The organism is Variovorax paradoxus B4 (assembly GCF_000463015.1).
GTDB classification, from domain to species: domain Bacteria; phylum Pseudomonadota; class Gammaproteobacteria; order Burkholderiales; family Burkholderiaceae_C; genus Variovorax; species Variovorax paradoxus_E.
The window spans coordinates 5,102,664-5,126,966 of sequence record NC_022247.1 but is presented as its reverse complement, the minus strand read 5'-3'; the positions used below and the strand labels follow the sequence as shown (position 1 = coordinate 5,126,966).

Genomic DNA, 24,303 nt, shown 5'->3' with positions numbered 1-24,303 from the left:
GGGCCGACCGAACGCACACACAGGAGACGACGCAAATGGCAGCAACACTGGATTCGAGGGGGATGCCGCACCCGGCCCCCCGGCCCATGTCCGCGGAGGAAAAGAAGGTCATCTTCGCTTCCTCCCTTGGCACGGTGTTCGAGTGGTACGACTTCTACCTCTACGGTTCGCTGGCCGCGATCATCGCGAAGCAGTTCTTCAGCGGCCTGGATGCCGGCGCGGCCTTCATCTTCGCGCTGCTGGCGTTTGCCGCGGGCTTCCTGGTGCGGCCGTTCGGCGCCATCGTGTTCGGCCGGCTCGGCGACATGATCGGGCGCAAGTACACCTTCCTGGTCACGATCCTGATCATGGGCCTGTCGACCTTCATCGTCGGCTTGCTGCCCAGCTACGCGACCATCGGCGTCGCGGCGCCGGTGATCCTGATCGCGCTGCGCATGCTGCAGGGCCTCGCGCTCGGCGGCGAGTACGGCGGTGCCGCCACGTACGTGGCCGAGCACTCGCCGCACGGCAAGCGCGGCGCCTACACCTCGTGGATCCAGACCACCGCCACGCTCGGGCTGTTCCTGAGCCTGCTGGTGATCCTGGGCGTGCGCACCTGGCTCGGCGAGCAGGCCTTCGGCGACTGGGGCTGGCGCGTTCCGTTCCTGGTGTCGATCGCATTGCTCGGCATCTCGGTGTGGATCCGGCTCTCGTTGAGCGAATCGCCCGCCTTCCAGAAGATGAAGGCCGAGGGCAAGACCTCGAAGGCGCCGCTGTCCGAATCCTTCGGCCAGTGGAAGAACCTCAAGATCGTGATCCTGGCCCTGGTCGGCCTCACGGCAGGCCAGGCCGTGGTCTGGTACACGGGACAGTTCTACGCGCTGTTCTTCCTGACGCAGCAGCTCAAGGTCGACGGCACCACCGCCAACCTGATGATCGCCGCCTCGCTGCTGATCGGCACGCCGTTCTTCGTGGTGTTCGGCACGCTCTCGGACAAGATCGGCCGCAAGCCGATCATCATGGCCGGCTGCCTGCTGGCCGTGGTCACCTACTTCCCGGTCTTCAAGATGATGACCGAAGCCGCCAACCCCGACCTGGCCCGCGCGCAGGCCACGGCCGGCGTCACGGTGACGGCGGATCCCAAGTCGTGTTCCTTCCAGGGCAACCCGGTGGCGCGTGAAATCGACTTCAGAAGCTCGTGCGACATCGCCAAGCGCTACCTGGTGCAGAACTCGGTGAGCTACGACAACGTCGAAGGCGCGCCCGGCTCCAAGGCCATCGTCAAGATCGGCGACAAGTCCATCGAGGCGCCGGTCGGCAACGTGGTCAACCTGAAGTTCGACGAAGCCTCCGCCAAGGAGATTGCCGCCTTCAAGAAGGGCGTGGCCGAGGACCTGAAGGTGGCGGGCTATCCCGCCAAGGCCGACCCCGCAAAGATGAACAAGGTGATGGTCGTCGCGCTGCTGTTCTGGCTGGTGCTGCTGGTCACGATGGTCTACGGCCCAATCGCCGCCATGCTGGTCGAGCTGTTCCCCACGCGCATCCGCTATACCTCGATGAGCCTGCCGTACCACATCGGCAACGGCTGGTTCGGCGGACTGCTGCCGACCACCGCGTTCGCGATCGTGGCGACCACCGGCAACATGTACAACGGCCTCTGGTACCCGATCATCATCGCGGCCATGACCCTGGTCGTCGGCACGCTGTTCATCCGCGAGACCAAGAACGTCGACATCTACGCGAACGACTGACGCGCGTTCAGGAGGAGGGCGCGAGCGCCGGCCCTCCGTTCAACAAAGGGGCTTCATGCCGTCGGCATGAGGCCTTTTTCTTGAACCCTCGCATATCCCCACCATCAGGAGACAGAACCCATGTGGAAACTCGTTGTCGGCTTCGTCGTCTTTGCCGCCATTGCCCTGTACGTCATCTCGCAAGCCGGCGACAAGATCGACATGTCGGGCGAGAAGCACGGCGGCGACACGACGCACGAGCCTGCGCCCGCTGCCGCACCCAAGTAAACGCCCGCGCGGCGGTGATCAGCGCTTGAAGCGGCCTTCGCTGACGATCGACAGGTCGACGTAGTCGATGCCCGTGTGGTCGGTCGGCGAGTAGCTCACGTCGATGTTGCCGCCCAGGTCGTACTGGAGGCTGTTGAGCGTGGCAATCAGCCTGGCGCGCGTGGGCTTGGGGCCCGTGCGGCGCAGCGCCTCCACCATCACCTTGGTGGCGACGAAGCCTTCGAGCAGCGCCGGCGACAGCTCGGTCTGGCCCTTGGCCTTGGCGAGCGCCATCGCTTCCTTGATCAGCGGATGGCCGAACGAGCGCTCGTAGGGCAGCACCTGCGTGACGATCACGCCGGCGCTGGCCGAGCCGAGCTCCTTGATGAACCCTGACGCGGCATTGTTCGAGAGCGTGATGATCTGCGCCGCCGAGCCCGCGGCGCGCAGCGCCTTCACGCCTTCGGTCACCGCGGTGCCCGAGCCGATCCACAGCACGGCCTGCGCATTGGCCTTGACCAGCTGCGGCACGATGGCCGAATAGTCGGGCTTGCTGCGGTCGGCCAGCGCCAGCACGGCCGGTGTGAGCCCCGCCTTCTCGAAGCCCTTGCTCGCGCCTTCCATTGCGTCCTTGCCGAACGAGTCGTCGGCCTGGACCACCGCGATGCGCTGGATGCCCGTGGTGTGCAGGTGCTGCACCGCCTTTTCAGCCTCGCGCTGGTAGGTCGAGCGCACATTGAAGATGTTCTTCTGCAGCGGCTTGTGCAGCGCCATCGCGCCGGTGGAGGGCCCCACCAGCGCCACGCCGTGCTTGTCGAGCAGCGGAATGACGGCCAGGGTGTTGGGCGTGCCGCGGTTGAGCAGCAGCGCCAGCACCTTCTTGTCCTCGATCAGGATGCGCGTGTTCTCGAGCGAGCGCTTGGCGTCCAGGCCGTCGTCCAGCCGGATCACCTCGATCTGCTCGCCGTTGATGCCGCCCTGGGCGTTGACCTGGTCGATGACCAGCTGCGAGCCCATGATGGTCTCCTTCACGCTGGCGGCCACCGGCCCCGACAGGTCGGCCGACTGGCCGATCACGATCTGTGCCGACGCGCCGAGGGCGGACAGGGCGAAGAGCAGCGCAACAGCACGGGACGTGGACAACATCTTCATCATCGAACAGGCCTTTGGGCGAAGCGGATGCTTCTGTCAGAAGATGTGTAATGTGTTGCCGCAAGTGACATTCACTCGCTCGTGGAAACCCTGTCAAACCATAGTTCCCAGTGCTTTGGCGCCGCCGCGGCGGTGCCGCCAGCGCCCGCGCTCAGCGCTTGAAACGGCCGTCGCTGATGATCGCCAGGTCGGCGAAATCGATGCCCGAATGGTCCTGCGGCGAATAGCTCACCTCGAGCCCGCCGAGGTCGTAGGCGCGCAGGCTCTCGAGCGCGGCGAGCACCTTGGCCCGCGTTGGCTTCGGTCCGGCGCGGCGCAATGCCTCGACCAGCACCTTGGCCGAGGCAAAGCCTTCGAGCGCGGCCGGCGAAAGCTCGGCCTGGCCCTTGGCGCGTGCCAGGGCCAGCGCTTCCTTGACCATGGGGTAGCTGATGGAGCGCTCGTTCGGGAACACCTGGGTCACGATCACGCCCTTGCTCGCATCGCCCAGCTGCTTGATGAAGCCCGAGGAAGCGTTGTTCGACAAGGTGACCACCTGCGCGGCCGACCCGGACGCGCGCAGCGCCTTGATGCCCTCGACCACGGCAGTGCCCGAGCCGATCCACAGCACCGCCTGTGCATTGGCGTCCCTGATGGCCGGCACGATGGTCTTGTAGTCGGGCTTTTCGCGGTCGGCCGGCACGGTCACCGTGGGCTTGGCCTGCGCCTTGGCAAAGCCGGTCATGGCGCCCTCGAGCGCATCCTGCCCGAAGGAATCGGTCACGTAGACCACGGCGATGCGCGCGATGCCGGTGGTGAGCAGGTGCTGGATCGCCTTCTCGGCTTCGCGCTGGTAGGTGGCGCGCACGTTGAACACGTACCTTTGCACCGGCTTGTGCAGCACCATGGCGCCGGTCGAAGGGCCGACCAGGGCCACGTCGTGCTTGTCGAGCCACGGGATGATGGCCTGCGAATGCGGCGTGCCGCGGCTCATGAAGAGCGCCGCCACCTTCTTCTCCTCGATCAGCACGCGGGCGTTCTCGCTGGCGCGCTTGACGTCGAAGCCGTCGTCCATGCGCAGCACCTCGATCGTTTCGCCATGGACGCCACCTTGGGCGTTCACGGCGTCGATCACCAGCTGGGCGCCGCCGATGGTTTCATTCACGCTGGCGGCCACGGAGCCGGTCATGCCCGCTGTCTGGCCGATCAGGATCTGGGCCGGCGCGGATGTCGCGGCCACTGCCAGCAGGGCGGCGCAAAGAACGTGCAGCTTGTTCATGGGGCAACTTTCGAGTGCAGATAGGAACGTAAACGAAGGTGCTATTTGTTACATGAAGTGACAATCGCTGAATCGGTACAAACCCCTGCGCGGGCGCGGACCATGTGACGGAGTGCACGAATACGTCATCGGCCACTCCCTAGAATGTTTGCCCCACCCCCCAAGGCATTCATGACACAGGGCTCCATCCGGATTCGCGGCGCGCGCCAGCACAACCTCCAGAACCTCGACCTCGACATCCGCACCGGCGAGATGACGGTGGTCACCGGGCCCAGCGGCTCGGGCAAGTCGAGCCTCGTGTTCGACACCCTCTATGCCGAGGGCCAGCGGCGCTACGTGGAGACTTTTTCCGCCTACGCGCGCCAGTTCCTGGACCGCATGGACAAGCCGGCCGTCGACAAGGTGGAGGGCGTGCCGCCCGCCATTGCCATCGACCAGACCAACCCGGTGCGCTCCTCGCGCTCCACGGTCGGCACGATGACCGAGCTCAACGACCACCTGAAGCTGCTCTATGCGCGCGCGGCCCAGCTGTTCGACCGCGAAACCGCGCTGCCGGTGCGCCACGATTCGCCCGACAGCATCTATGCGCAGATCGCCGAGCGGGCGGCTGCGGCGGGCGACCCGCGGCTGGTGGTCACCTTCCCGGTCGAGTTGCCCGCGGGCACCTCTGCGGATGAAGTGACGCAGTGGCTGTCGGCCAGCGGCTTCACGCGCGTTCAGTCGGAGCGCGAGGTGGCCGCGCCCACCGGTCCGCGCAAGGTGCTCGACGTGGTGGCCGACCGCTTCCGCATCTCGAGCGCCGAGCGTTCGCGCGTGGTCGAGGCCATCGAGGTGGCGCTCAAGCGCGGCAGCGGGCGGGTCACGGTGCATGCGACCGGCGCCGACGAAAATGCACCGACCGACGTGTGGAAGTTCTCGACGGGCCTGCACTGCCCCGAGAGCGACATCCGCTACACCGACCCGATCCCGTCGATGTTCTCGTTCAACTCGGCGGTGGGCGCCTGCGACACCTGCCGCGGCTTCGGCCGCGTGATCGGCGTCGACCTGGGCCTCGTGATTCCCAACGACAAGCTCACGCTGCGCGCCGGCGCCATCAAGACCATCCAGACCCCGGCGTGGAAGGAAGCGCAGGACGACCTCATGCGCCACGCCGAGGCGGCCGGCATTCCGCGCGACACGCCCTGGAACAAGCTCACCGACGCGCAGAAGCACTGGGTGATCGAGGGCACGCCCAACTACAAGGAAGGCAACTGGAACAAGCAGTGGTATGGCGTGCGCCGCTTCTTCGGTTACCTGGAGAGCAAGGCCTACAAGATGCACATCCGCGTGCTCTTGTCCAAGTACCGCAGCTACACGCCGTGCCCCGTCTGCAGCGGCGCGCGCCTGAAGCTCGACAGCCTGCTGTGGCGCATCGGCAGCAAGGCAGACGCCGATGCGGTGCTCGAACCCGCCAAGCGCTTCATGCCGACCGGCGCCAGGTGGACGCGCGCGCAGCTCGAGGCGCTGCCCGGCCTGTGCCTGCACGACCTGATGCTCTTGCCCATCGAGCGGCTGCGCCGCTTCTTCGACCGCGTCGAGCGCCATGGCAACGGCAACACCGCGAGCGAAGGCGAAGCGCAGGCGCTGAAGCTGCTGTTCGAGGAAATCACCACGCGCCTGCGCTACCTGCACGACGTCGGCATCGGCTACCTCACGCTCGACCGGCAGAGCCGCACGCTGTCGGGCGGCGAGGTGCAGCGCATCAACCTCACCACGGCGCTGGGCACCTCGCTGGTCAACACGCTGTTCGTGCTCGACGAGCCCAGCATCGGCCTGCATCCGCGCGACATGAACCGCATCACCGAGGCCATGCTGCGGCTGCGCGATGCCGGCAACACGCTGGTGGTGGTCGAGCACGACCCCGCCGTGATGCTCGCGGCCGACCGCGTGATCGACATGGGCCCGGGCCCCGGCATCCGCGGCGGGCAGATCGTGTTCGACGGCAGCACCGACCAGCTGCGCGATGCCGACACGCTCACCGGCCAGTACCTGGGCGGGCGCAAGAAGATCGGCATGGGCTTCAAGCGGCTCGTGAGCGAGAACACGCACCGGCTCATTCTCGAAGGCGTGCGCGAGCACAACCTCAAGAACATCACGGTCGAGTTTCCGCTCGCGCGGCTGGTCTGCGTGACCGGCGTCAGCGGCTCGGGCAAGTCGACGCTGATCCAGGACGTGCTGGCACCCGCGCTCATGCGCCACTTCGGCAAGGCCACGGAAACGCCGGGCGCGCACGACCGCCTGCTGGGCGCCGATCACCTGGGCGACGTGGTCTTCGTCGACCAGTCGCCGATCGGCAAGACGGCGCGCTCCAACCCCGCGAGCTACGTGGGCGCGTGGGACGCGATCCGCGAGATCTTCGCCACCGCCGCGCTCTCGCGCCAGCGCGGCTACACCGCGAGCAAGTTCAGCTTCAACTCGGGCGACGGCCGCTGCCCGACCTGCGGCGGCTCGGGCTTCGAGCACGTCGAGATGCAATTCCTGTCGGACGTGTACCTGCGCTGCCCCGATTGCGACGGCAAGCGCTACCGGCCCGAGATCCTCGAAGTGAAGGTCGAGCGCAAGGGCAAGAGCTACAACGTGGCCGACGTGCTCGACCTCACCGTGGCCGAAGCCGCAGCGGTGTTCGAGGCCGACCGCGACGTGCTGCGCGTGCTGCAGCCGATTTCCGACGTGGGGCTCGACTACGTCAAGCTCGGCCAGCCCGTGCCCACGCTGAGCGGCGGCGAGGCGCAGCGCCTCAAGCTCGCGGGCTTTCTGGCCGAGGCGGCCAAGAGCGCGACCGCAAGCAAGCAATCGGTCGCGCGCAGGGGCACGCTGTTCCTGTTCGACGAGCCGACCACCGGCCTGCACTTCGACGACATCGCGCGCCTGATGCGCGCGCTGCGCAAGCTGCTCGATGCCGGCCATTCGCTGATCGTCATCGAGCACAACCTCGACGTGATCCGCGCCAGCGACTGGTGCATCGACCTCGGTCCCGAAGGCGGCGAGGGCGGCGGCCAGGTGGTGGCCGAGGGCACGCCCGAGCAGCTGCGCGAGAACCGCGCCTCGCTCACCGGCGCGGCGCTGGCCGACTACGACCTGGCCATCGGCCCCGAGGCCTACAAGGTGGCCGAGCGCGCCGCGCGGCGCTACATCGCCAATGCCAAGACGGCACCCGGCAGCCACGCCATCGAGATCGTCAACGCGCGCGAGCACAACCTGAAGAACCTCAGCGTGAACATTCCACGCGGCAAGTTCAGCGTGGTGACGGGCGTGAGCGGCTCGGGCAAGTCGACGCTGGCCTTCGACATCCTGTTCAACGAAGGGCAGCGCCGCTACCTCGAATCGCTCAACGCCTATGCGCGCAGCATCGTGCAGCCCGCGGGCCGGCCCGAGGTCGATGCGGTCTACGGCATTCCGCCCACGGTGGCCATCGAGCAGCGCCTGTCGCGCGGCGGCCGCAAGAGCACGGTGGGCACCACCACCGAGGTCTGGCACTTCCTGCGCCTCTTGTACGTGAAGCTCGGCATCCAGCACTGCATCCACGACGGCGCGGCCGTGCAGCCGCAGACGCCCGACAGCATCGCGGCGCAGCTGATGCGCAACTTCAAGGGCCAGCACATCGGCCTGCTCGCGCCGCTGGTGAGCAACCGCAAGGGCGTGTACACCGAACTCGCCGACTGGGCACGGCCGCGGGGCTTCACCCACCTGCGCGTCGACGGCGACTTCCTGCCGACCACAGGCTTCCCGCGCATCGACCGCTTCAAGGAGCACAGCATCGAGCTGCCGGTGGCCAGCCTCGACGTGCTGCCCTCGAAGGAGACCGAGCTGCGCGAGGCGCTCACCAAGGCGCTCGAACACGGCAAGGGCGTGGTGCATGTGCTGAGCCAGCTCGACGGCCTCAAGGCCGCGATGATGGCCGGCGTGTCCGCCTCCGGCATCGGCCGCGTCAACGTGTTCTCCACGCTGCGCGCCTGCCCGGTCTGCAGCACCAGCTATGCCGAGCTCGATCCGCGCCTGTTCAGCTACAACAGCAAGCACGGCTGGTGCCCCGACTGCGTGGGCACCGGCGTCAAGCTCAGCAAGGACCAGCGCAAGGTCTTCGACGACTCGATCCGCGACGACGACAACAAGGGCCGCGAGCAGACCTTTGCCGAGCCCGAGATCGAAGACCTGGCCGACACCGCCTGCCCGACCTGCGAAGGCACGCGGCTCAATGCCACGGCGCGCGCGGTGGGCTTCGGCGCGTCCGTCGCCGACGGCATGGGCGGCATCGGCATCACCGAGCTTGCGCGCATGAGCGTGACCGAGGTGCGGCAGTGGTTCGAAGGGCTGGCGCCCACCGGCCGCGAAGCCGAGATCGCACGCGACCTGGTGCCCGAGATCAAGAGCCGCCTCGAATTCCTCGAGGAGGTGGGCCTGGGCTACCTCACGCTCGACCGCGGCGCGCCCACGCTGAGCGGCGGCGAAGCCCAGCGCATCCGACTCGCGGCGCAGCTCGGCAGCAACCTGCAGGGCGTGTGCTACGTGCTCGACGAGCCGACCATCGGCCTGCATGCACGCGACAACCAGATCCTGCTCGACGCGCTGCACAAGCTCGGCGACAAGGGCAACACGCTGGTGGTGGTGGAGCACGACGAAGACACCATTCGCCGCGCCGACCACATCATCGACATCGGCCCGAGTGCCGGCAAGCGCGGCGGCCGCCTCGTGGCCGAGGGCTCGGTGGCCGACATCCAGGCGGCGGGCGAATCGCAGACCGGCCGCTACCTGCGCGATGCCATCAAGCATCCGCTGCAGGCGCGGCGGTTGATTCCCTCGCCCGACCCGAAGGCCGAAGACAGCGGCCAATGGCTCACCGTGCACGGCGCCGGCCTGCACAACCTGCAGGACGTGACCGCCACGCTGCCGCTGCACCGCCTGGTGGTGGTCACCGGCGTGAGCGGCTCGGGCAAGTCCACGCTCGCGCGCGACGTGCTGCTGGCCAGCGTGCACGCCATCGTGGTCCAGCGCATGACCAAGGCCGGCCGCGACGCCGATGCCGCAGGCAAGCGCCCGGCCTGGTCCGGCTGCGACCGCGTCGAAGGCTACGAGACCATCGACCGCGTGCTCGAGGTCGACCAGACCCCCATCGGCAAGACGCCGCGCAGCTGCCCGGCCACCTACATCGGCTTCTGGGACACCATCCGCAAGCTGTTTGCCGACACGCTCGAGGCCAAGGCGCGCGGCTACGGCCCGGCGCGCTTCAGCTTCAACACCGGCGAAGGCCGCTGCCCGGGCTGCGACGGCGCGGGCGTGCGCACCATCGAGATGAGCTTTCTGCCCGACGTGAAGGTGCCTTGCGAGGTCTGCCACGGTGCGCGCTTCAACCCCGAGACGCTGGCCGTGAGCTGGCGCGGCAAGAGCATCGGCGAGGTGCTGCAGATGGAAGTGGACGAGGCGGTCGAGTTCTTCGCGGCCATGCCCAACATCAGCCATCCGCTGCAGCTGCTGAAGGATGTGGGGCTGGGCTACCTCACGCTGGGGCAGCCCTCGCCCACGCTGTCTGGCGGCGAGGCGCAGCGCATCAAGCTGGTGACCGAACTCAGCAAGGTGCGCGACGACATCACGCGCCGCGGCCAGAAGGCGCCGCACACGCTCTACGTGCTCGACGAGCCGACCGTGGGCCTGCACATGGCCGACGTCGAGAAGCTGATCCACGTGCTGCACCGGCTGGTGAACGGCGGCCACAGCGTGGTGGTGATCGAGCACGACCTCGACCTGATCGCCGAGGCCGACTGGATCATCGACCTGGGTCCCGAGGGCGGCAACGCCGGCGGGCGCATCGTGGCGGCGGCGCCGCCGGAGGAAGTGGTGCGGCTCGGCACTCACACCGGCGTGGCACTGAAGCCGGTGCTGGCGAGATAGCGGGCGGGGCGGGGTCCCGACCCCGCCCTTCCTTGCTTCTTATTTCTGGATATCGCCCAGGCAGAGGTACTTGATCTCGACGTAGTCGTCCATGCCGTGGTGCGAGCCTTCGCGCCCCAGGCCCGACTGCTTCACGCCGCCGAACGGCACATGCTCGGTGGCGATCACGCCGGCGTTGATGCCCACCATGCCGTATTCCAGCGCTTCCGCCACACGGAAGATGCGGCCCACATCGCGGGTGTAGAAGTAGCTCGCCAGGCCGAACTCGGTGTTGTTCGCCGCGTCGATCCCATCCTGTTCGGTCTTGAAGCGGAACACCGGCGCGAAGGGGCCGAAGGTTTCTTCCCGCGCGCACAGCATGTCGGCGGTGGCATCGGCAATGACGGTCGGCTCGAAGAACTGGCCCTGCATCCTGTGGCCGCCCGCCAGCACCTTGCCGCCCTTGGCGACGGCGTCGGCTACGTGGCGCTGCACCTTGTCGATGGCCGCATCCTCGATCAGCGGGCCCTGCGTCACGCCGTCCTCGAAGCCGTTGCCGACCTTGAGCGCCTTGACCTTGGCCGCGAACTTCTCGACGAAGGCGTCATAGATGCCTTCCTGCACATACAGCCGGTTCGCGCACACGCAGGTCTGGCCGGCGTTGCGGTACTTGCTCGCGATGGCGCCTTCGACAGCCGAATCCACATCCGCATCGTCGAACACCAGGAAGGGCGCGTTGCCGCCCAGCTCCAGCGACAGCTTCTTGACCGTCGGCGCGCACTGGCTCATCAGGATGCGGCCCACTTCGGTGGAGCCCGTGAAGCTCAGGTGGCGCACGACGTCGCTCTCGCACAGCTCCTTGCCGATCGCGATGCTGTTGCCGCTGTCGGCGGTGAGCACGTTGAGCACGCCCGCCGGAATGCCGGCCCGCACGGCCAGTTCCGCGGCCGCAAGCGCGGTCAGCGGCGTGAGTTCGGCCGGCTTGATGACCACCGTGCAGCCCGCAGCCAGCGCCGGCGCCACCTTGCGGGTGATCATGGCCAGCGGAAAATTCCACGGCGTGATCGCCGCGCACACGCCGATGGGCTGCTTCAACACCAGCAGGCGGCGGTTGTTGTCGAACTGCGGCAGCACCTCGCCATTCACGCGCTTGGCTTCCTCGGCAAACCACTCGACGAAGCTCGCGCCGTAGACGACCTCGCCCTTGGCCTCGGCAAAGGGCTTGCCCTGCTCGGCGGTCATCAGGCGGCCGAGGTCTTCGGTGTTGGCGATCAGCAGCTCGAACCACTTGCGCAGCACGATGCTGCGCTCCTTGCCGGTCTTGCTGCGCCAGGCCGCAAGCGCCTTGTCGGCGGCGGCAATGGCGTGCGCGGCGTCCGCGCGCGTGAGGTTGGCCACGTCGACCAGCTTCCGGCCGGTGGCCGGGTCGTTCACGTCGAAACGGCTGGCGCCCGTTGTCCATTCGCCGGCGATCAGCGCGTCGGTCTTGAGCAGGGTCGGGTCGTTCAGCAGTGCGAGGGGGGAAGTCTTGGTGTCCATGGTGTCGTGTTGTCTCGGGAAAAGATGAATAGCCGGTGTCAGCGGAAAGGTACACCGGGGAGTACGCAGAGCATTTCGTAGAGCAGATTGGCCCCGAGCAGCGCAGTGTTTCCACTCGTGTCGTAGGGCGGGCTGACTTCCACCAGATCGGCGCCCACCACGTTCAGCCCGCGGCAGCCGCGCACGATCTCCAGCGCCTGCGGCACGGTGAGCCCGCCGATCTCGGGCGTGCCGGTGCCGCCGGCGAACGACGGGTCGATGCCGTCGATGTCGAAGGTGATGTAGACCGGATGCGTCGGCCCGATGCGCTCGCGCACCTGCGCCATCAGCGGCGCCAGCGACTGGAACCAGACCTCGTGCGCCTGCACCACGGTGAAGCCCCGTTCGCGCGGCCAGTCGAAATCGTCTGCCGCGTAGCCGGTGCCGCGCAGGCCGATCTGCCAGACCTTGTCGCAGGCCAGGAGGCCCTCCTCGACCGCGCGCCGGAACGGTGTGCCGTGGGCAATGCGCTCGCCGAACATGTCGTCGTTCACGTCCGCATGCGCGTCCACGTGCACCAGCGCGACCGGGCCATGCCTGCGCGCCACCGCGCGCAGGATCGGCAGCGCGATGGTGTGGTCGCCGCCGAGCGTCAGCGGCGCGCAGCCGGTGGCCAGCACCGTGTCGTAGAAGGCCGAGATGATGGCCAGCGATTTTTCGAGCGAATAGGTGTTGATCGGCACGTCGCCCAGGTCGGCCACGTTCAACTTGTCGAAAGGCGCCGCGCCGGTGGCCATGTTGTAGGGCCGCAGCAGCGCCGATTCGGCGCGGATCTGGCGCGGCCCGAAGCGCGCGCCCGGCCGGTTGGAGGTGCCGATGTCCAACGGCACGCCGATGAATGCCGCATCCAGCCCCTGCGGGGACGTTGCAGCCGGCAGCCGCATCATCGTGCCGGGGCCGGCGAAGCGCGGCATCGTGTTGCCGCCCAGCGGCTGGTTCGGTGTCGTGGTAGGCATCGTGTGCGTGTTCAGCGCCGACGGCCGCGCAGCCATTCGAGCGCGAGCAGCAGCGTGGTGGTGAAGACGATCAGCAGCGTCGCCACGGCGGCGATGGTGGGCGAGATGTTCTCGCGGATGCCGGTGAACATCTGGCGCGGCAGCGTGACCTGGTCCGGCCCCGCGAGGAACAGCGTGACCACCACCTCGTCGAACGAGGTGGCGAAGGCGAACAGCGCGCCCGAGATCACGCCCGGTGCAATCACCGGCAGCGTGATGCGCATGAAGGTCCTGAACGGCGTCTCGCCCAGGCTCAGCGATGCGCGCACCAGGTTCTGGTTGAAGCCGGCCAGCGTGGCAAGCACGGTGGTCAGCACGAAGGGCGCGCCCAGCGCCGCATGCACCACGATCAGCCCGAAGTAGGTGTCGGCCAGCCCGATGGGCGCGAAGTAGAGGTACGTGGCGACGCCCACCACCACGATCGGCACCACCATCGGCGAGATCAGCACGCTCATCAGAAGGCCCTTGAAGGCGAAGCTCGTGCGCGACAGCCCCACCGCGGCCAGCGTGCCCAGCACGGTGGCCAGCACCGTGGCGGCCGGCGCGACGATGAAGCTGTTGCGCGCCGCGCGCGCCCACTCGGGCGATTCGAACAGGTGGCGGTACCACTGCAGCGACCAGCCCCGGATCGGGTAGGCCAGGAACGAGCTGTCGGAGAACGACAGCGGAATCACCACCAGGATCGGCGCCAGCAGGAAGGCCAGCACCGCGACGCAGCCGGCGCGCACCAGCCACCAGCCGAGCTTGTCGGCGAAGGTGGCGTAGGCCGGGAATTGAGGGAGCTTGAACATGCGTGTCTGTCTTTCGTGCCGTTCAGCCGAGGCTCAGCTCGGCCTTGCCGATGCGGCGGTACACGGCGTACAGCACCAGCGTGGCGACCAGCAGCACGGCGCCCAGCGCGCAGGCCATGCCCCAGTTGATTTCGACGTTGGTGTAGCGCGCGATGTAGTAGCTCAGCATCTGGTCGTCCGCGCCGCCGAGCAGCGCCGGTGTCACGTAGTAGCCGATCGCCAGGATGAAGACCAGCAGCGCGCCGGCACCGATGCCCGGGTAGGTCTGCGGCACGTACACGCGGAAGAAAGCCGCCAGCGGCGAGCTGCCCAGCGAGACGGCGGCGCGCAGGTAGGTGGGCGGCACGCTCTTCATCACGCTGTAGAGCGGCAGGATCATGAAGGGCAGCAGGATGTGCACCATCGCGATGATCACGCCGGTGCGGTTGAACAGCAGCGCCAGCGGATGGTCGATCAGGCCGATGCCCATCAGGCCGCGGTTGACCAGCCCCTCGGACTGCAGCAGCACGATCCAGGCCGCCACGCGCACCAGGATGGAAGTCCAGAACGGCACCAGCACCAGGATCATCAGCACGTTGGCCTTGCGCGCCGGCAGCGTCGACAGCCACCAGGCCAGCGGATAGGCCAGCAGCAGGCAGAAGAAGGTGACCACGGCGCTGATGTTGAAAGTGCGCAGCAGGATGCCGGCAAAGGCGCGCTGGTCGGCGGGCATGCGCTCGACCTCGCCGGCCACGTCGCGCCGCAGGTCGACCGAGGCGAGCAGGTAGTCGGGCGTCCAGCGCGAACCGTTCTTGGCAATCGCCTGCCAGTACGGCGCCTCGCCCCAGCGCGGATCGAGCTCCAGCATGCGCGCCTTGACCTCTTCCGGCGTGCCGGCGATCGGCAGCGCCCGGAAGGTGCCCATCACCAGCGAGCGGGCGCCCGCGATCTCGGTGTTGAGGCGGCGCGCCAGGGCGCCCGCGTCGGAGCTGTCGGGCAGCTGGCCGAGGTCGGCCGCGATGGCGGCATAGGCCGCGGCCGCGGGCGCCTCCTTGCGGTTCCATCCGTCGAGCGCGCGCACGGTGCGCGGCAGCGCGTTGGCCACCTCAGGGTTCTCGACCGCGCGCTGCAGCAGCGCGACGATCGGCACCAGCAGTGTCAGCAGAAGAAACACCAGCAGCGGCGCCGTGAGCGCAAAGGCGCGCCACTTGCGGCGCGACTCGGCGCGCGCCAGCGCACGCCGGAGTTCGCCGGGTCGCGCCTCTGCCGGGAGCTGGGGAACAGACATTGCCGCTTGCATGGCCTCTTGCCTTGCCCGCTTACTGCGTGGCCCATGACGCGAAGCGCTTCTCGAGCGCCTCGCCCTGGTCGGCCCAGAAGCCGACGTTGAACTGCAGCGCATCCTTGGCGTTGGTCGACGAGGTCGGCAGGTCGGCCAGCACCTTGGGGCTGAGCGAAGCCAGCGCCTTGGTGTTGGTGGGGCCGTAGGCGATGTTCTGGGCATAGACCGCCTGGTTGGCCGGCTGCATCGCGAACTGGATGTACTTCAGCGAGGCTTCCTTGTTCGGTGCGCCCTTCGGAATCACCAGGTAGTCGAGGTCATAGATGCCGCCCGGCCAATAGATCTTGAGGTCGCGGCCTTCGCGGTTGGCCGCGTCGATACGGCCGTTGTACACGGTGGTCAGCACCACGTCTCCCGCCACCAGGAACTGCGGCGGCTGTGCGCCGGCCTCCCACCACTGGATGTTCGGCTTGAGCTCGGTGAGCTTCCTAAACGCGCGCTCGGCGCCATCCTTGGTGGCGAGCACCTTGTAGACATCGGCCGGTTTCACGCCGTCGGCCATGAGCGCGAACTCGAGGTTGTAGCGCGCGCCCTTGCGCATGCCGCGCTTGCCCGGAATCTTCTTCACGTCCCAGAAATCGGCCCAGCTGGTGGGCGCGGTCTTGAGCTTCTCGCCGTTGTAGGCCATCACGGTCGACCACACGAACAGGCCCACGCCGCAGTCGGTGACGGCGGCCGGCAGGAAGTCGGCCTTGCTGCCGATCTTGGAATAGTCGAGCTTCTCGAACAGGCCCTCGTCGCAGCCGCGCGCCGCATCGGGCGACTCGACCTCGACCACGTCCCAGGTGACCTTCTTCGTCTCGACCATGGCCTTGATCTTGGCCTGCTCGCCGTTGTATTCGACCGGGATGATCTTGGTGCCGGTCTTCTCGTAGGGCTCGTAGTAGGCCTTCTTCTGGGCGTTGGCGTTGGCGCCACCGAAGTTGACCACGGTGAGCTGCTGCTGGGCGAAGGCCGGCAGCGCGAAGCTGGCGGCGACGGTGCAGGCGAGGAGTGTCTTTTTCATGGTGGAAGTCTTCCTGGGTGATGAAGGGAAACGAGGGAACAACGGACCGGATTCAGGGGGCATAGATGCGCGCATGCGCCGTCGGAAATTCGAGCACCACCGCTTCGCCGGCCTGTGGCGCGGCGGCACCGTCGAGGCCGTTCAGCGGCAGCTTCACGGTGGCCTCGGCCTGGCCGCCGCCCACGCTGCACAGCAGCCGCAGGTGGTCGCCGAAGTAGATGACGCGCGCCACCTCGGCGTCGAGCATGTTGGCGCGCTGGGCGTCCGGCCGGCGATGCAGCACCACCCGCTCGGGGCGGATGCAGGCCTCGACGGCCGCGCCCGCGGCCGCGCCGCTGACGTTGAGCCCCTGCAGCACGCGGCCGTCGGGCAGCGTCATCTCGGCGTGCTCGCCGCCGCGGCCCAGCTGACCCTTGAGCACGGTGTTGTCGCCGACGAAGCCGGCCACGAAGCGGTTGGACGGCGTCTCGTACAGGCGGTCGACCGTGTCCAGCTGCTGGATCACGCCTTCGTTGAACACCGCCACGCGGTCGCTCATGGTGAGCGCCTCGCCCTGGTCGTGCGTGACGTAGACAAAGGTCACGCCCAGCTGGCGATGCAGGTCCTTGAGCTCGAGCTGCATGTGCTCGCGCAGCTGCTTGTCGAGCGCGCCGAGCGGCTCGTCCATCAGCACCAGCTGGGGCTCGAACACCAGCGCGCGCGCCAGCGCCACGCGCTGCTGCTGGCCGCCCGAGAGCTGGCCGGGCAGGCGGTCGGTCATGCCGCGCAGCTGCACCATGTCGAGTGCGCGCTGCACGCGGCGCTGCTGTTCGTCCTTCGGCACCTTGCGCACGGTGAGCGGATAGGCCACGTTCTGGCCCACGCTCAGGTGCGGAAACAGCGCGTAGTTCTGGAAGACCATGCCGAAGTTCCGCTTGTGCGGCGGCGTGCCGGTGATCGGCTTGCCGTCGAGCAGGATCTCGCCCGAGGTCGGCGACTCGAAGCCCGCCAGCATCATCAGCGTGGTGGTCTTGCCCGAGCCCGAAGGCCCGAGCAGGCTCAGGAACTCGCCACGGTGAATGTCCAGATCGAGCTGGCGCACCACCAGGTGCTCGCCGTCGTAGGTTTTCTGGACGCGCTGGAAGCGCACCAAGGGTTCTGCTGTCATGGAGGATTTCAGGAAAGGGTCGATCAGCGCAGTGCGGCGAAGCTGTCCGCGAGAAGCGCCAGGCCTTCGTCCACAAGCAAGTCGGATGCCGTGAGCGGCACCAGCACGCGAATTACATTGCCATAGGTGCCGCATGACAGCAGGATTAACCCGCGCCGCGCCGCCTCCGCAACCACCTGGCGGGTCAGCGCGGCGTCGGGCCGCGCGGTGTCGCCCTGCTCGAACAGCTCGATGGCCACCATGGCGCCGAGCCCGCGCACGTCGCCGATGGCCGGCACGTCGGCCGCGATGCGGCGCAGGCCGGCCGTGAGCCGCTCGCCGAGTGCCCGGCTGCGCGCCAGCAATTGCTCGTCGTCGAACACCTTGAGCACCGCGAGCGCCGCGGCGCAGCCGATGGGGCTGCCGGCGTAGGTGCCGCCCAGGCCGCCGGGCGCGGGCGCGTCCATCACCTCGGCGCGGCCCACCACGCCGGAGATCGGGAAACCGCCCGCCATCGACTTGGCGGTGGTGATCAGGTCCGGCGCCACGGGCCACTGCTCGCTGGCGAACCAGGTGCCGGTGCGGCCGGCGCCGGTCTGCACCTCGTCGGCAATGATCAGGATGCCGTGGCGGTCCGCCAGCGCGCGCAGGCCTTCGACGAAGTCGTTGGGCGCCACGTAGAAGCCGCCCTCCCCCTGCACCGGCTCCAGGATGAAGGCCGCCACGCGTTCGGGCTCGATGTCGTTCTTGAACAGCAGCTCGACCGAATGCAAGGCGTCGTCCACGCTCACGCCGTGCAGGGCGTTCGGGTACAGCGCATGGAACACCTCGCCCGGGAACGGGCCGAAGCCGAGCTTGTAGGGCGCCACCTTGCCGGTCAGGCCGAGCGTCATCATCGTGCGGCCGTGGTAGCCGCCGTTGAAGGCAATGACGCCGGGGCGCCGGGTGTGGGCGCGGGCGATCTTGACCGCGTTCTCGACCGCCTCGGCGCCGGTGCTCAGGAAGATCGACTTCTTCGCGAACTGGCCCGGTGCCAGCGCGTTCAGGCGCTCGGCCAGCTCCACGTAGGGTTCGTAGGCCAGCACCTGGAAGCAGGTGTGCGAATAGAGATCGACCTGCGCCTTCACGGCGGCACTGATCTCCGGATGGCAGTGGCCGGTGTTGAGCACCGCGATGCCGCCGGCGAAGTCGATGTAGCGGCGCCCTTCGACGTCCCACAGCTCGGCGTTGGCGGCGCGGCTGACGAAGATTTCATGGGCCTGGCCAACACCGCGGGCGACGGCCGCGCTGCGGCGGGCCATGAGGGCGGCATTGCTGAGGTGGGGTTCGCGTTGCATGGGTACGGCCTGTGCTTTGAAGAAGGAATGCCGGCACTCTAGGTCGCACGAATCGATCCAGCCATGTACACCGGAAGTGATCGCCCGGGAGACTGTACTGGTCTTGTATCCTGTACATACTTTCCTCAATATGGTGCAGGCCGGTCTGCCGGAGACGCCCCCGATGCTCATTCTTCGCCCCGAACAGCCGACGCCGCTGGTAAGCCAGATCGTGGAAGGGTTGCGCGGACTGATCGGCTCCCAGAAACTGAAGGCCGACAGCAAGCTGCCGTCGATCCGCGCCTTCGCCGCGGCCCACGGCGTCAGTGTTTTCACGGTGGTCGAGGCCTACGACCGGCTGGTGGCCCAGGGCCTGCTGGTCTCGCGCGCCAACGCGGGTTTCTTCGTCAAGCGGCGCATGGAGGACAGTGCCGCCGGTGCGGCCAGCGTGCCCCGCCCGGATCCCCGCTTCGACGCCCGCTGGTACCTGCAGCAGATCTTCGAGAACCGCAACCTGCCGCTCAAGCCCGGCTGCGGCTGGCTGCCGCACGACTGGCTGTTCGAGGACGGCATGCGCCGCAGCCTGCGCCACCTGGCCTCCGAAGGCGCCGACATCGGCGGCTACGGCCTGCCCTTCGGCCACATGGCGCTGCGCATGGCGACGGCCGAGGCACTTTCGGAGCAGCAGATCGTGGTCGAGGCCGCCCAGGTCCTGCTGACCCAGGGTTCCAGCCAGGCGCTGGACCTGGTGGCGCGCCGCCTGCTCAAGCCGGGCGATTCGGTGCTGGTGGACGATCCCGGCTATCCGAACCTGATGTTCATGCTCCGTTTCCTGGGCGTGGAGATCGTCGGCGTGCCGCGCATCCCCACGGGCTACGACATGCCGGCGCTCGAGGCGCTGCTCGCGGCGCATCGGCCCAAGGCCTTCTTCACCCAGCCCCGGCTGCAGAGCCCGACCTGCTCGATGGCCTCGCTGCCGCAGCTGGTGCAACTGCTTCAGCTGGCCCAGACGCACGACTTCACGCTGGTCGAGAACGACATCTATGCCGAGATGGACGCATCGATGCGCCCCTCGCTCGCCAGCCTGGGGCAGCTGCGCCGCGTGGTCTACGTGGGCAGCTACTCGAAGACCATCTCGCCCAACATCCGCGTCGGCTACGTGGTCGCCCAGCCGGAGCTGCTCGAAGAGCTGGCACAGCTCAAGATGATCTCGGGCCTGACCTCGTCCGACATCACCGAGCGCCTGGCCTTCGGCATCGTGACCGACGGCCGCTGGCGCAAGCATCTCAAGGCCCTGCGCGAGCGCCTCGCGCAGGCACAAGGCAGCGTCGCGAGGCGGCTGGACGGGCTCGGCTTCGAGCTGTTCCACGAAGCCGCGGCCGGCATGTACCTGTGGGCCCGGCACCCGGACATTGCCGACAGTGCCGAGCTCTCGCGGCGCGCTGCGGCGGAGGGCATCATGCTCGGCCCGGGCCAGCTGTTCCTGGTCAACCCGCATCCCACCGGCTGGCTGCGCTTCAACGTGGCCTTCAGCGAAGACGAGCGGCTCTGGCGTTTCCTGGAGCGCAGCATCGAAGAGCGCAGGCACGACTGAAGGCGTGGCCAACAGGGCTCGGAAGGGGCTCGCAATGGCCTGCAAGCAGGCGCACAATGGCTCCAACCCCTGGCGCAGGCGCATCCTGGATCAGCCACGGTGGAGCGAATGATCGATGAAGGGATGAAGCGCCGTGCCGGGCTACGCAAGGAGCCGTGCCATGACCCGCTTCATCGATGTTCACAGCCTGGTTCGCCTGGTGGACGAAACCGGCGTTCCTGAATTCCTCAAGGCCCTGGCCGACGCGCTGCGCGACGACTTCATGCGCTGGCGCGAGTTCGACAAGAAGGCGCGCGTGGCCAGCCACTCGCACCTCGGCGTGATCGAGTTGATGCCTGTGGCCGACGACGGCGCCTACGCCTTCAAGTACGTCAACGGCCATCCGCACAACACGGCGCTCGGGCTGCCCACGGTCATGGCCTTTGGCGTGCTGGCCGAGGTCGATACGGGGTACCCCGTGCTGTTGTCCGAGCTCACGCTCACCACCGCGCTGCGCACCGCCGCCACCTCGGCCATGGCGGCACAGGCCCTGGCGCGGCCCGCCTCGCGCAGCATGGCGCTGATCGGCAACGGCTCGCAGAGCGAGTTCCAGGCCCTGGCTTTCCATGCGTTGCTGGGCATCGAGGAAGTGCGCGTGTTCGACATCGATCCGCATGCCACTGACAAGCTGGTGCGCCATCTGTCGGCCTGCACGCCGCTCGAGGTGGTGCGCGCGCCTTCCGTCGCCGCGGCCGTGCGCGGCGCCGACATCGTGACCATGGTCACGGCCCACCAGGGCCACGCGGTCGTGCTCGCGCCCGAGATGATCGAGCCGGGCATGCACATCAACGCGGTCGGCGGCGACTCCCCCGGCAAGACCGAGTTGCATCCCGACGTGCTGCGCCTTGCCCGCGTGTTCGTCGAGTACGAACCCCAGACCCGCATCGAGGGCGAGATCCAGCAGCTGCCGGCCGACTTTCCGGTGCACGAACTCTGGAAGGTGCTGCTCGGCAGCGTGCCCGGGCGCGAGAGCGCCGACCAGGTCACGGTGTTCGACTCGGTCGGCTTCGCGCTGGAGGACTACACGGCGCTGCGCTACATCCACCAGCTATCGCTCGAGCGCGGCATCGGCCAGCAGATCGCGCTGGTGCCCGAGCTCGACGATCCGAAGGACCTGTTCGGACTCACCGCCTCCGGCCGGCGCCGGGCGGTGCTGCGGCGTGCGGCATGATGGGCGGCATGCTCACCATCTACAACGACCAGCACGCACTGCACCAGGGCAAAGTCGAGATGTTCCGCGGGGAACTGGTGCCGTGCTTCGAGGTGCCTGCCCGCGTCGACCATGTGAAACATGAACTGGAGCGCCGCGGCCTGGGCCCGCTGCAGGCGCCCGATGCCTTCGACGGGGCGCTGCTGGCCAGGGTGCACGCACCGCGCTACCTGGACTTCATCGCCCATGCCTGGGACGAATGGGTGGCGCTCGATCCGTCCAACGCGTCGCGCGATGCCCTGCCTTCGTACTGGCCCACGCGCGGCATGCGCACCGACGTATTGCCCCGGAGTTTTCCTGCGCGCATGGGGCTGTTCTCGTTCGACGCGGGCACGCCGCTGATGGCCGGCAGCTGGGCCGCCGCGCGCCACGGCGCCGCCTGCGCCTGGACCGCGGCGCAGCGCGTCGTCGCCGGACAGCGCGCCGCCTTCGCGCTCACGCGGCCGCCCGGCCACCATGCGGGCACCGATTTCTTCGGCGGCTACTGCTTCGTCAACAACGCCGCGGTGGCCGCGCAGGCGCTGCGCGATGCGGGCGTGGAGCGCGTGGCGGTGCTGGACGTGGACTACCACCACGGCAACGGCACGCAGGCCATCTTCTACGAGCGCAGCGACGTGCATTTCGCAAGCCTGCATGGCGATCCGCTCACGGACTATCCCTACTACCTGGGCCATGCCGACGAGCGCGGCGCGGGCGCCGGGCTCGGCTTCAACCATAACCTGCCGCTCGCGCGCGGCACCGACTTCGCCGCCTGGCGCGCGGCGCTGAAGACAGCGCTCGACGGCATTGCCGCGGTGCGCGCAGGCGCGCTGGTGGTGTCGCTCGGCGTCGACACCTTCGAAGGCGACCCGGTCGCGGGTTTCCGGCTCAAGAGCGACGACTACCTGCGCATGGGCGAAGACCTGGCGCGCGCCGGCCTGCCCACGGTGTTCGTTTTCGAGGGCGGCTATGCGGTGGCCGAGGTGGGTGTCAATGCCGCCAACGTGCTGCAGGGATTCGAGCAGCAGGCCGCGGGCTGAGCCGCAGGCGACAGCAGTCGGGTGAGCACCGATTGCCGCCGCGCAAAAGGCAGGGCCCAATGCGCCCTTTTGCTTTTTTCCCGTTTCAGGAACCCGTCACCATGTCCCGCCGATCGCTTTTCCGTGCCGCCACGCTCGCCGCAGCCTGCGGGCTTCTTCTTTCTCCGCTGGCGGCGCTCGCGCAGGCCTTTCCCGCCAAGCCGATCAAGCTGATCATCGCGTTCCCCGCGGGCGGGCCCACCGACATCACGATGCGCCAGCTGGCAGACAACGCGAGCAAGATCCTCGGCCAGCCCGTCATCGTCGACAACAAGCCCGGCGCCGGCGGCACCTTGCCCGCGCAGGCGCTGCAGACCTCGCAGCCCGACGGCTACACCGTCGCGCAGATCCCGCTCGGCGTGTTCCGCCTCGGCTACACCACCAAGATCAACTGGGATCCGCTCAAGGACATCAGCTACGTGCTGAACGTCACGGGCTACGCCTTCGGCATCGTGGTGCCGGCCGACAGCCCGTTCAAGACCTGGGCCGACTTCGTCGCCTACGCCAAGGCCAACCCCGGCAAGCTCACCTATGGTTCCACCGGCAACCTGACGAGTCCGCACCTCACGACCGAGATCGTGGCGCAGAAGGCCGGCATCCAGCTGCAGCACGTGCCCTACAAGGGCAGCGCCGACCTGATGCTCGCCGTGCTCAGCGGCCAGCTGATGGCGGCCGCCGACAGCACCGGTTTTGCACCGCAGGTCGAGGCCGGCAAGCTGCGCGTGCTGAACACCTGGGGCGAGAAGCGCCTGGCCAAGTTCCCCGACGCGCCGACGCTGAAGGAGCTGGGCTACGACATCGTGCAGAACTCGCCCTTCGGCATCGGCGCCCCCAAGGGCACGCCGCCCGAGGTGGTGAAGAAGCTGCACGACGCGTTCAAGCAGGCGATGGAAGAGCCGAGCTATGTGGCGTCGCTCGGCCGCTACGACATGCTGCCGAACTACATGAGCTCGGCGACCTACACCAAGTTCGCGCAGGACACGGTGTTGCGCGAGAAGGCGGTGATCGACAAGCTGGGGCTGGCGAAGGACAAGTGAGCCGGCTTGCGGGAGGGCGCGCGGCGGCCGGTCAGCGGGTAGCGCGAGCCGAGAGAATCGCGCGCGCCGCCTCGGCAAAACCCGCGCCGCGCTCGCCCTCTGCCACATAGCGCGGCAGGTGCTCCAGCTGCGGCACGAAGCGCGCGACGTTCGCCACGCCGATGCTGCTCGCGAAGGTGCGGAACATCAGCTGGTCGTTGGTGGAGTCGCCCACATAGGCCCAGCGGTCGAGTTCGTCGTCGAGCGCGCGGCCCCAGAGTTCGTGCACGATCCAGCTCGCGCCCTCGAGCTTGTCGTTGTCGCCATACCAGCCGTTGATGTGGATGCTGCTCACGGTGGCGTGCATGCCTTCGCTGCGCATCAGCGCGACGACGTGGGCGATGGTCTCTTCGCTCAGCTGCACGAACTCGCTGTGGTCGATGGCAATGTCGGTCTCGCGGCCCGGCGAATCGGTGGCGCGCTGCGCGCCCGGAATCTCGCGTTCGATGCGCACCAGCACGGCCTGCATGCGCTCGAAGTTGGCGGTGCGCGTGGGCGCATCCTGCATGTAGCGCTTCTCGATCGTTCCATCGGCCGTGGGCAGCAGCGCCACCGCGCCGTTCTCCGCCACGATCGCATCGACCGGCCAGGTGTTGACGAAGGGCAGGCTCCAGCCCACGGGCCGGCCCGTGATCGCCACGATGGCGAGGCCTGCGGCCTTGAGGTCGCCGAGCGCCTGCAGCGCGTCGGGCGTGATCGCGCCCTCGGTGGTGAGCGTGTCGTCGATGTCGGTGAACACGCCCACGAGCGCGCTGCGCGTGGGCGCGGCCCAGCGGTCCAGTGGCAGCAGATGGGTGGGCGAGGGAGGCAGGGAAGGCGACGAAGGCATGGCGGGCGGGCAATCTCTGGAGAGCCCGTGATCGTACCGGCGGTTTCGTGTAGCATCCCGCCCCCGCCGCGCAT

The 24,303-nt window shown here is 68.2% G+C and carries 17 protein-coding genes; 7 read left to right on the top strand and 10 right to left on the bottom strand.

Going from position 1 to position 24,303, the window contains the following annotated elements:
• The first annotated feature begins 35 nt into the window (after window positions 1-35).
• Together VAPA_RS23845 and VAPA_RS34925 are read left to right on the top strand one after the other, a co-directional pair.
• Window positions 36-1,730 (top strand): MFS transporter, encoded by a 1,695-nt coding sequence (locus tag VAPA_RS23845; protein WP_021012575.1) that lies wholly within the window; start codon window positions 36-38, stop codon window positions 1,728-1,730.
• 120 nt (window positions 1,731-1,850) lie between these two features.
• Window positions 1,851-1,997 carry a hypothetical protein gene (locus VAPA_RS34925; protein WP_021012574.1) on the top strand — a complete coding sequence of 49 codons (147 nt, stop codon included), beginning with the start codon at window positions 1,851-1,853 and terminating at the stop codon, window positions 1,995-1,997.
• An 18-nt stretch (window positions 1,998-2,015) separates the two neighbouring features.
• Here VAPA_RS34925 and VAPA_RS23840 read toward each other — a convergent pair whose 3' ends face one another.
• Window positions 2,016-3,131: an ABC transporter substrate-binding protein gene (locus tag VAPA_RS23840; RefSeq protein ID WP_021012573.1), complete on the bottom strand. Its 1,116-nt coding sequence runs from the start codon at window positions 3,129-3,131 to the stop codon at window positions 2,016-2,018.
• 148 nt (window positions 3,132-3,279) lie between these two features.
• Entirely contained in the window at window positions 3,280-4,386 is a 1,107-nt protein-coding gene (locus tag VAPA_RS23835; protein ID WP_021012572.1) for an ABC transporter substrate-binding protein, read from the bottom strand.
• Between the two features lie 171 nt (window positions 4,387-4,557).
• On the opposite strand from VAPA_RS23835, the gene uvrA reads away from it, so the two are divergent.
• A complete protein-coding gene (gene uvrA / locus VAPA_RS23830; protein WP_021012571.1) occupies window positions 4,558-10,311 on the top strand; it encodes an excinuclease ABC subunit UvrA in 5,754 nt (1,917 codons plus the stop codon).
• A gap of 39 nt (window positions 10,312-10,350) precedes the next feature.
• Here the strand turns inward: uvrA and VAPA_RS23825 are convergent, their stop codons facing one another.
• Genes VAPA_RS23825 through gabT form a run of 7 tightly spaced genes read right to left on the bottom strand, consistent with a single transcriptional unit; the run spans window position 10,351 to window position 18,444 of the window.
• Window positions 10,351-11,829, bottom strand: coding sequence for an NAD-dependent succinate-semialdehyde dehydrogenase (locus VAPA_RS23825; RefSeq protein ID WP_021012570.1), 1,479 nt, complete (start codon window positions 11,827-11,829; stop codon window positions 10,351-10,353).
• Window positions 11,830-11,867: 38 nt separating this feature from the next.
• Window positions 11,868-12,824 (bottom strand): agmatinase, encoded by a 957-nt coding sequence (speB, locus tag VAPA_RS23820; RefSeq protein WP_021012569.1) that lies wholly within the window; start codon window positions 12,822-12,824, stop codon window positions 11,868-11,870.
• Between the two features lie 11 nt (window positions 12,825-12,835).
• The gene (locus tag VAPA_RS23815; protein ID WP_021012568.1) at window positions 12,836-13,654 is read right to left on the bottom strand and encodes an ABC transporter permease; all 819 of its coding nucleotides are present in this window, start codon (window positions 13,652-13,654) and stop codon (window positions 12,836-12,838) included.
• Between the two features lie 22 nt (window positions 13,655-13,676).
• On the bottom strand, window positions 13,677-14,933 hold the full coding sequence (locus VAPA_RS23810; RefSeq protein ID WP_041946226.1) for an ABC transporter permease: 1,257 nt from the start codon (window positions 14,931-14,933) through the stop codon (window positions 13,677-13,679).
• A gap of 19 nt (window positions 14,934-14,952) precedes the next feature.
• The gene (locus tag VAPA_RS23805) at window positions 14,953-15,981 is read right to left on the bottom strand and encodes an ABC transporter substrate-binding protein (RefSeq protein ID WP_021012566.1); all 1,029 of its coding nucleotides are present in this window, start codon (window positions 15,979-15,981) and stop codon (window positions 14,953-14,955) included.
• Between the two features lie 52 nt (window positions 15,982-16,033).
• A complete protein-coding gene (locus VAPA_RS23800) occupies window positions 16,034-17,128 on the bottom strand; it encodes an ABC transporter ATP-binding protein (protein ID WP_021012565.1) in 1,095 nt (364 codons plus the stop codon).
• Window positions 17,129-17,151: 23 nt separating this feature from the next.
• Window positions 17,152-18,444 (bottom strand): 4-aminobutyrate--2-oxoglutarate transaminase, encoded by a 1,293-nt coding sequence (gene gabT, locus VAPA_RS23795; RefSeq protein ID WP_021012564.1) that lies wholly within the window; start codon window positions 18,442-18,444, stop codon window positions 17,152-17,154.
• A 163-nt stretch (window positions 18,445-18,607) separates the two neighbouring features.
• Here gabT and VAPA_RS23790 point away from each other — a divergent pair, with 163 nt between their 5' ends.
• From VAPA_RS23790 to VAPA_RS23775, 4 genes are all read left to right on the top strand, one after another.
• On the top strand, window positions 18,608-20,017 hold the full coding sequence (locus VAPA_RS23790; RefSeq protein WP_021012563.1) for an aminotransferase-like domain-containing protein: 1,410 nt from the start codon (window positions 18,608-18,610) through the stop codon (window positions 20,015-20,017).
• 160 nt (window positions 20,018-20,177) lie between these two features.
• Window positions 20,178-21,227: an ornithine cyclodeaminase gene (locus tag VAPA_RS23785; RefSeq protein ID WP_021012562.1), complete on the top strand. Its 1,050-nt coding sequence runs from the start codon at window positions 20,178-20,180 to the stop codon at window positions 21,225-21,227.
• An 8-nt stretch (window positions 21,228-21,235) separates the two neighbouring features.
• Window positions 21,236-22,285, top strand: a complete 1,050-nt coding sequence (locus VAPA_RS23780; protein ID WP_196232526.1) for a histone deacetylase family protein — start codon at window positions 21,236-21,238, stop codon at window positions 22,283-22,285.
• A gap of 101 nt (window positions 22,286-22,386) precedes the next feature.
• A complete protein-coding gene (locus tag VAPA_RS23775) occupies window positions 22,387-23,361 on the top strand; it encodes a tripartite tricarboxylate transporter substrate binding protein (protein ID WP_021012560.1) in 975 nt (324 codons plus the stop codon).
• Between the two features lie 31 nt (window positions 23,362-23,392).
• Here VAPA_RS23775 and VAPA_RS23770 read toward each other — a convergent pair whose 3' ends face one another.
• The gene (locus VAPA_RS23770; protein ID WP_021012559.1) at window positions 23,393-24,229 is read right to left on the bottom strand and encodes an HAD-IIB family hydrolase; all 837 of its coding nucleotides are present in this window, start codon (window positions 24,227-24,229) and stop codon (window positions 23,393-23,395) included.
• Window positions 24,230-24,303 lie beyond the last annotated feature (74 nt).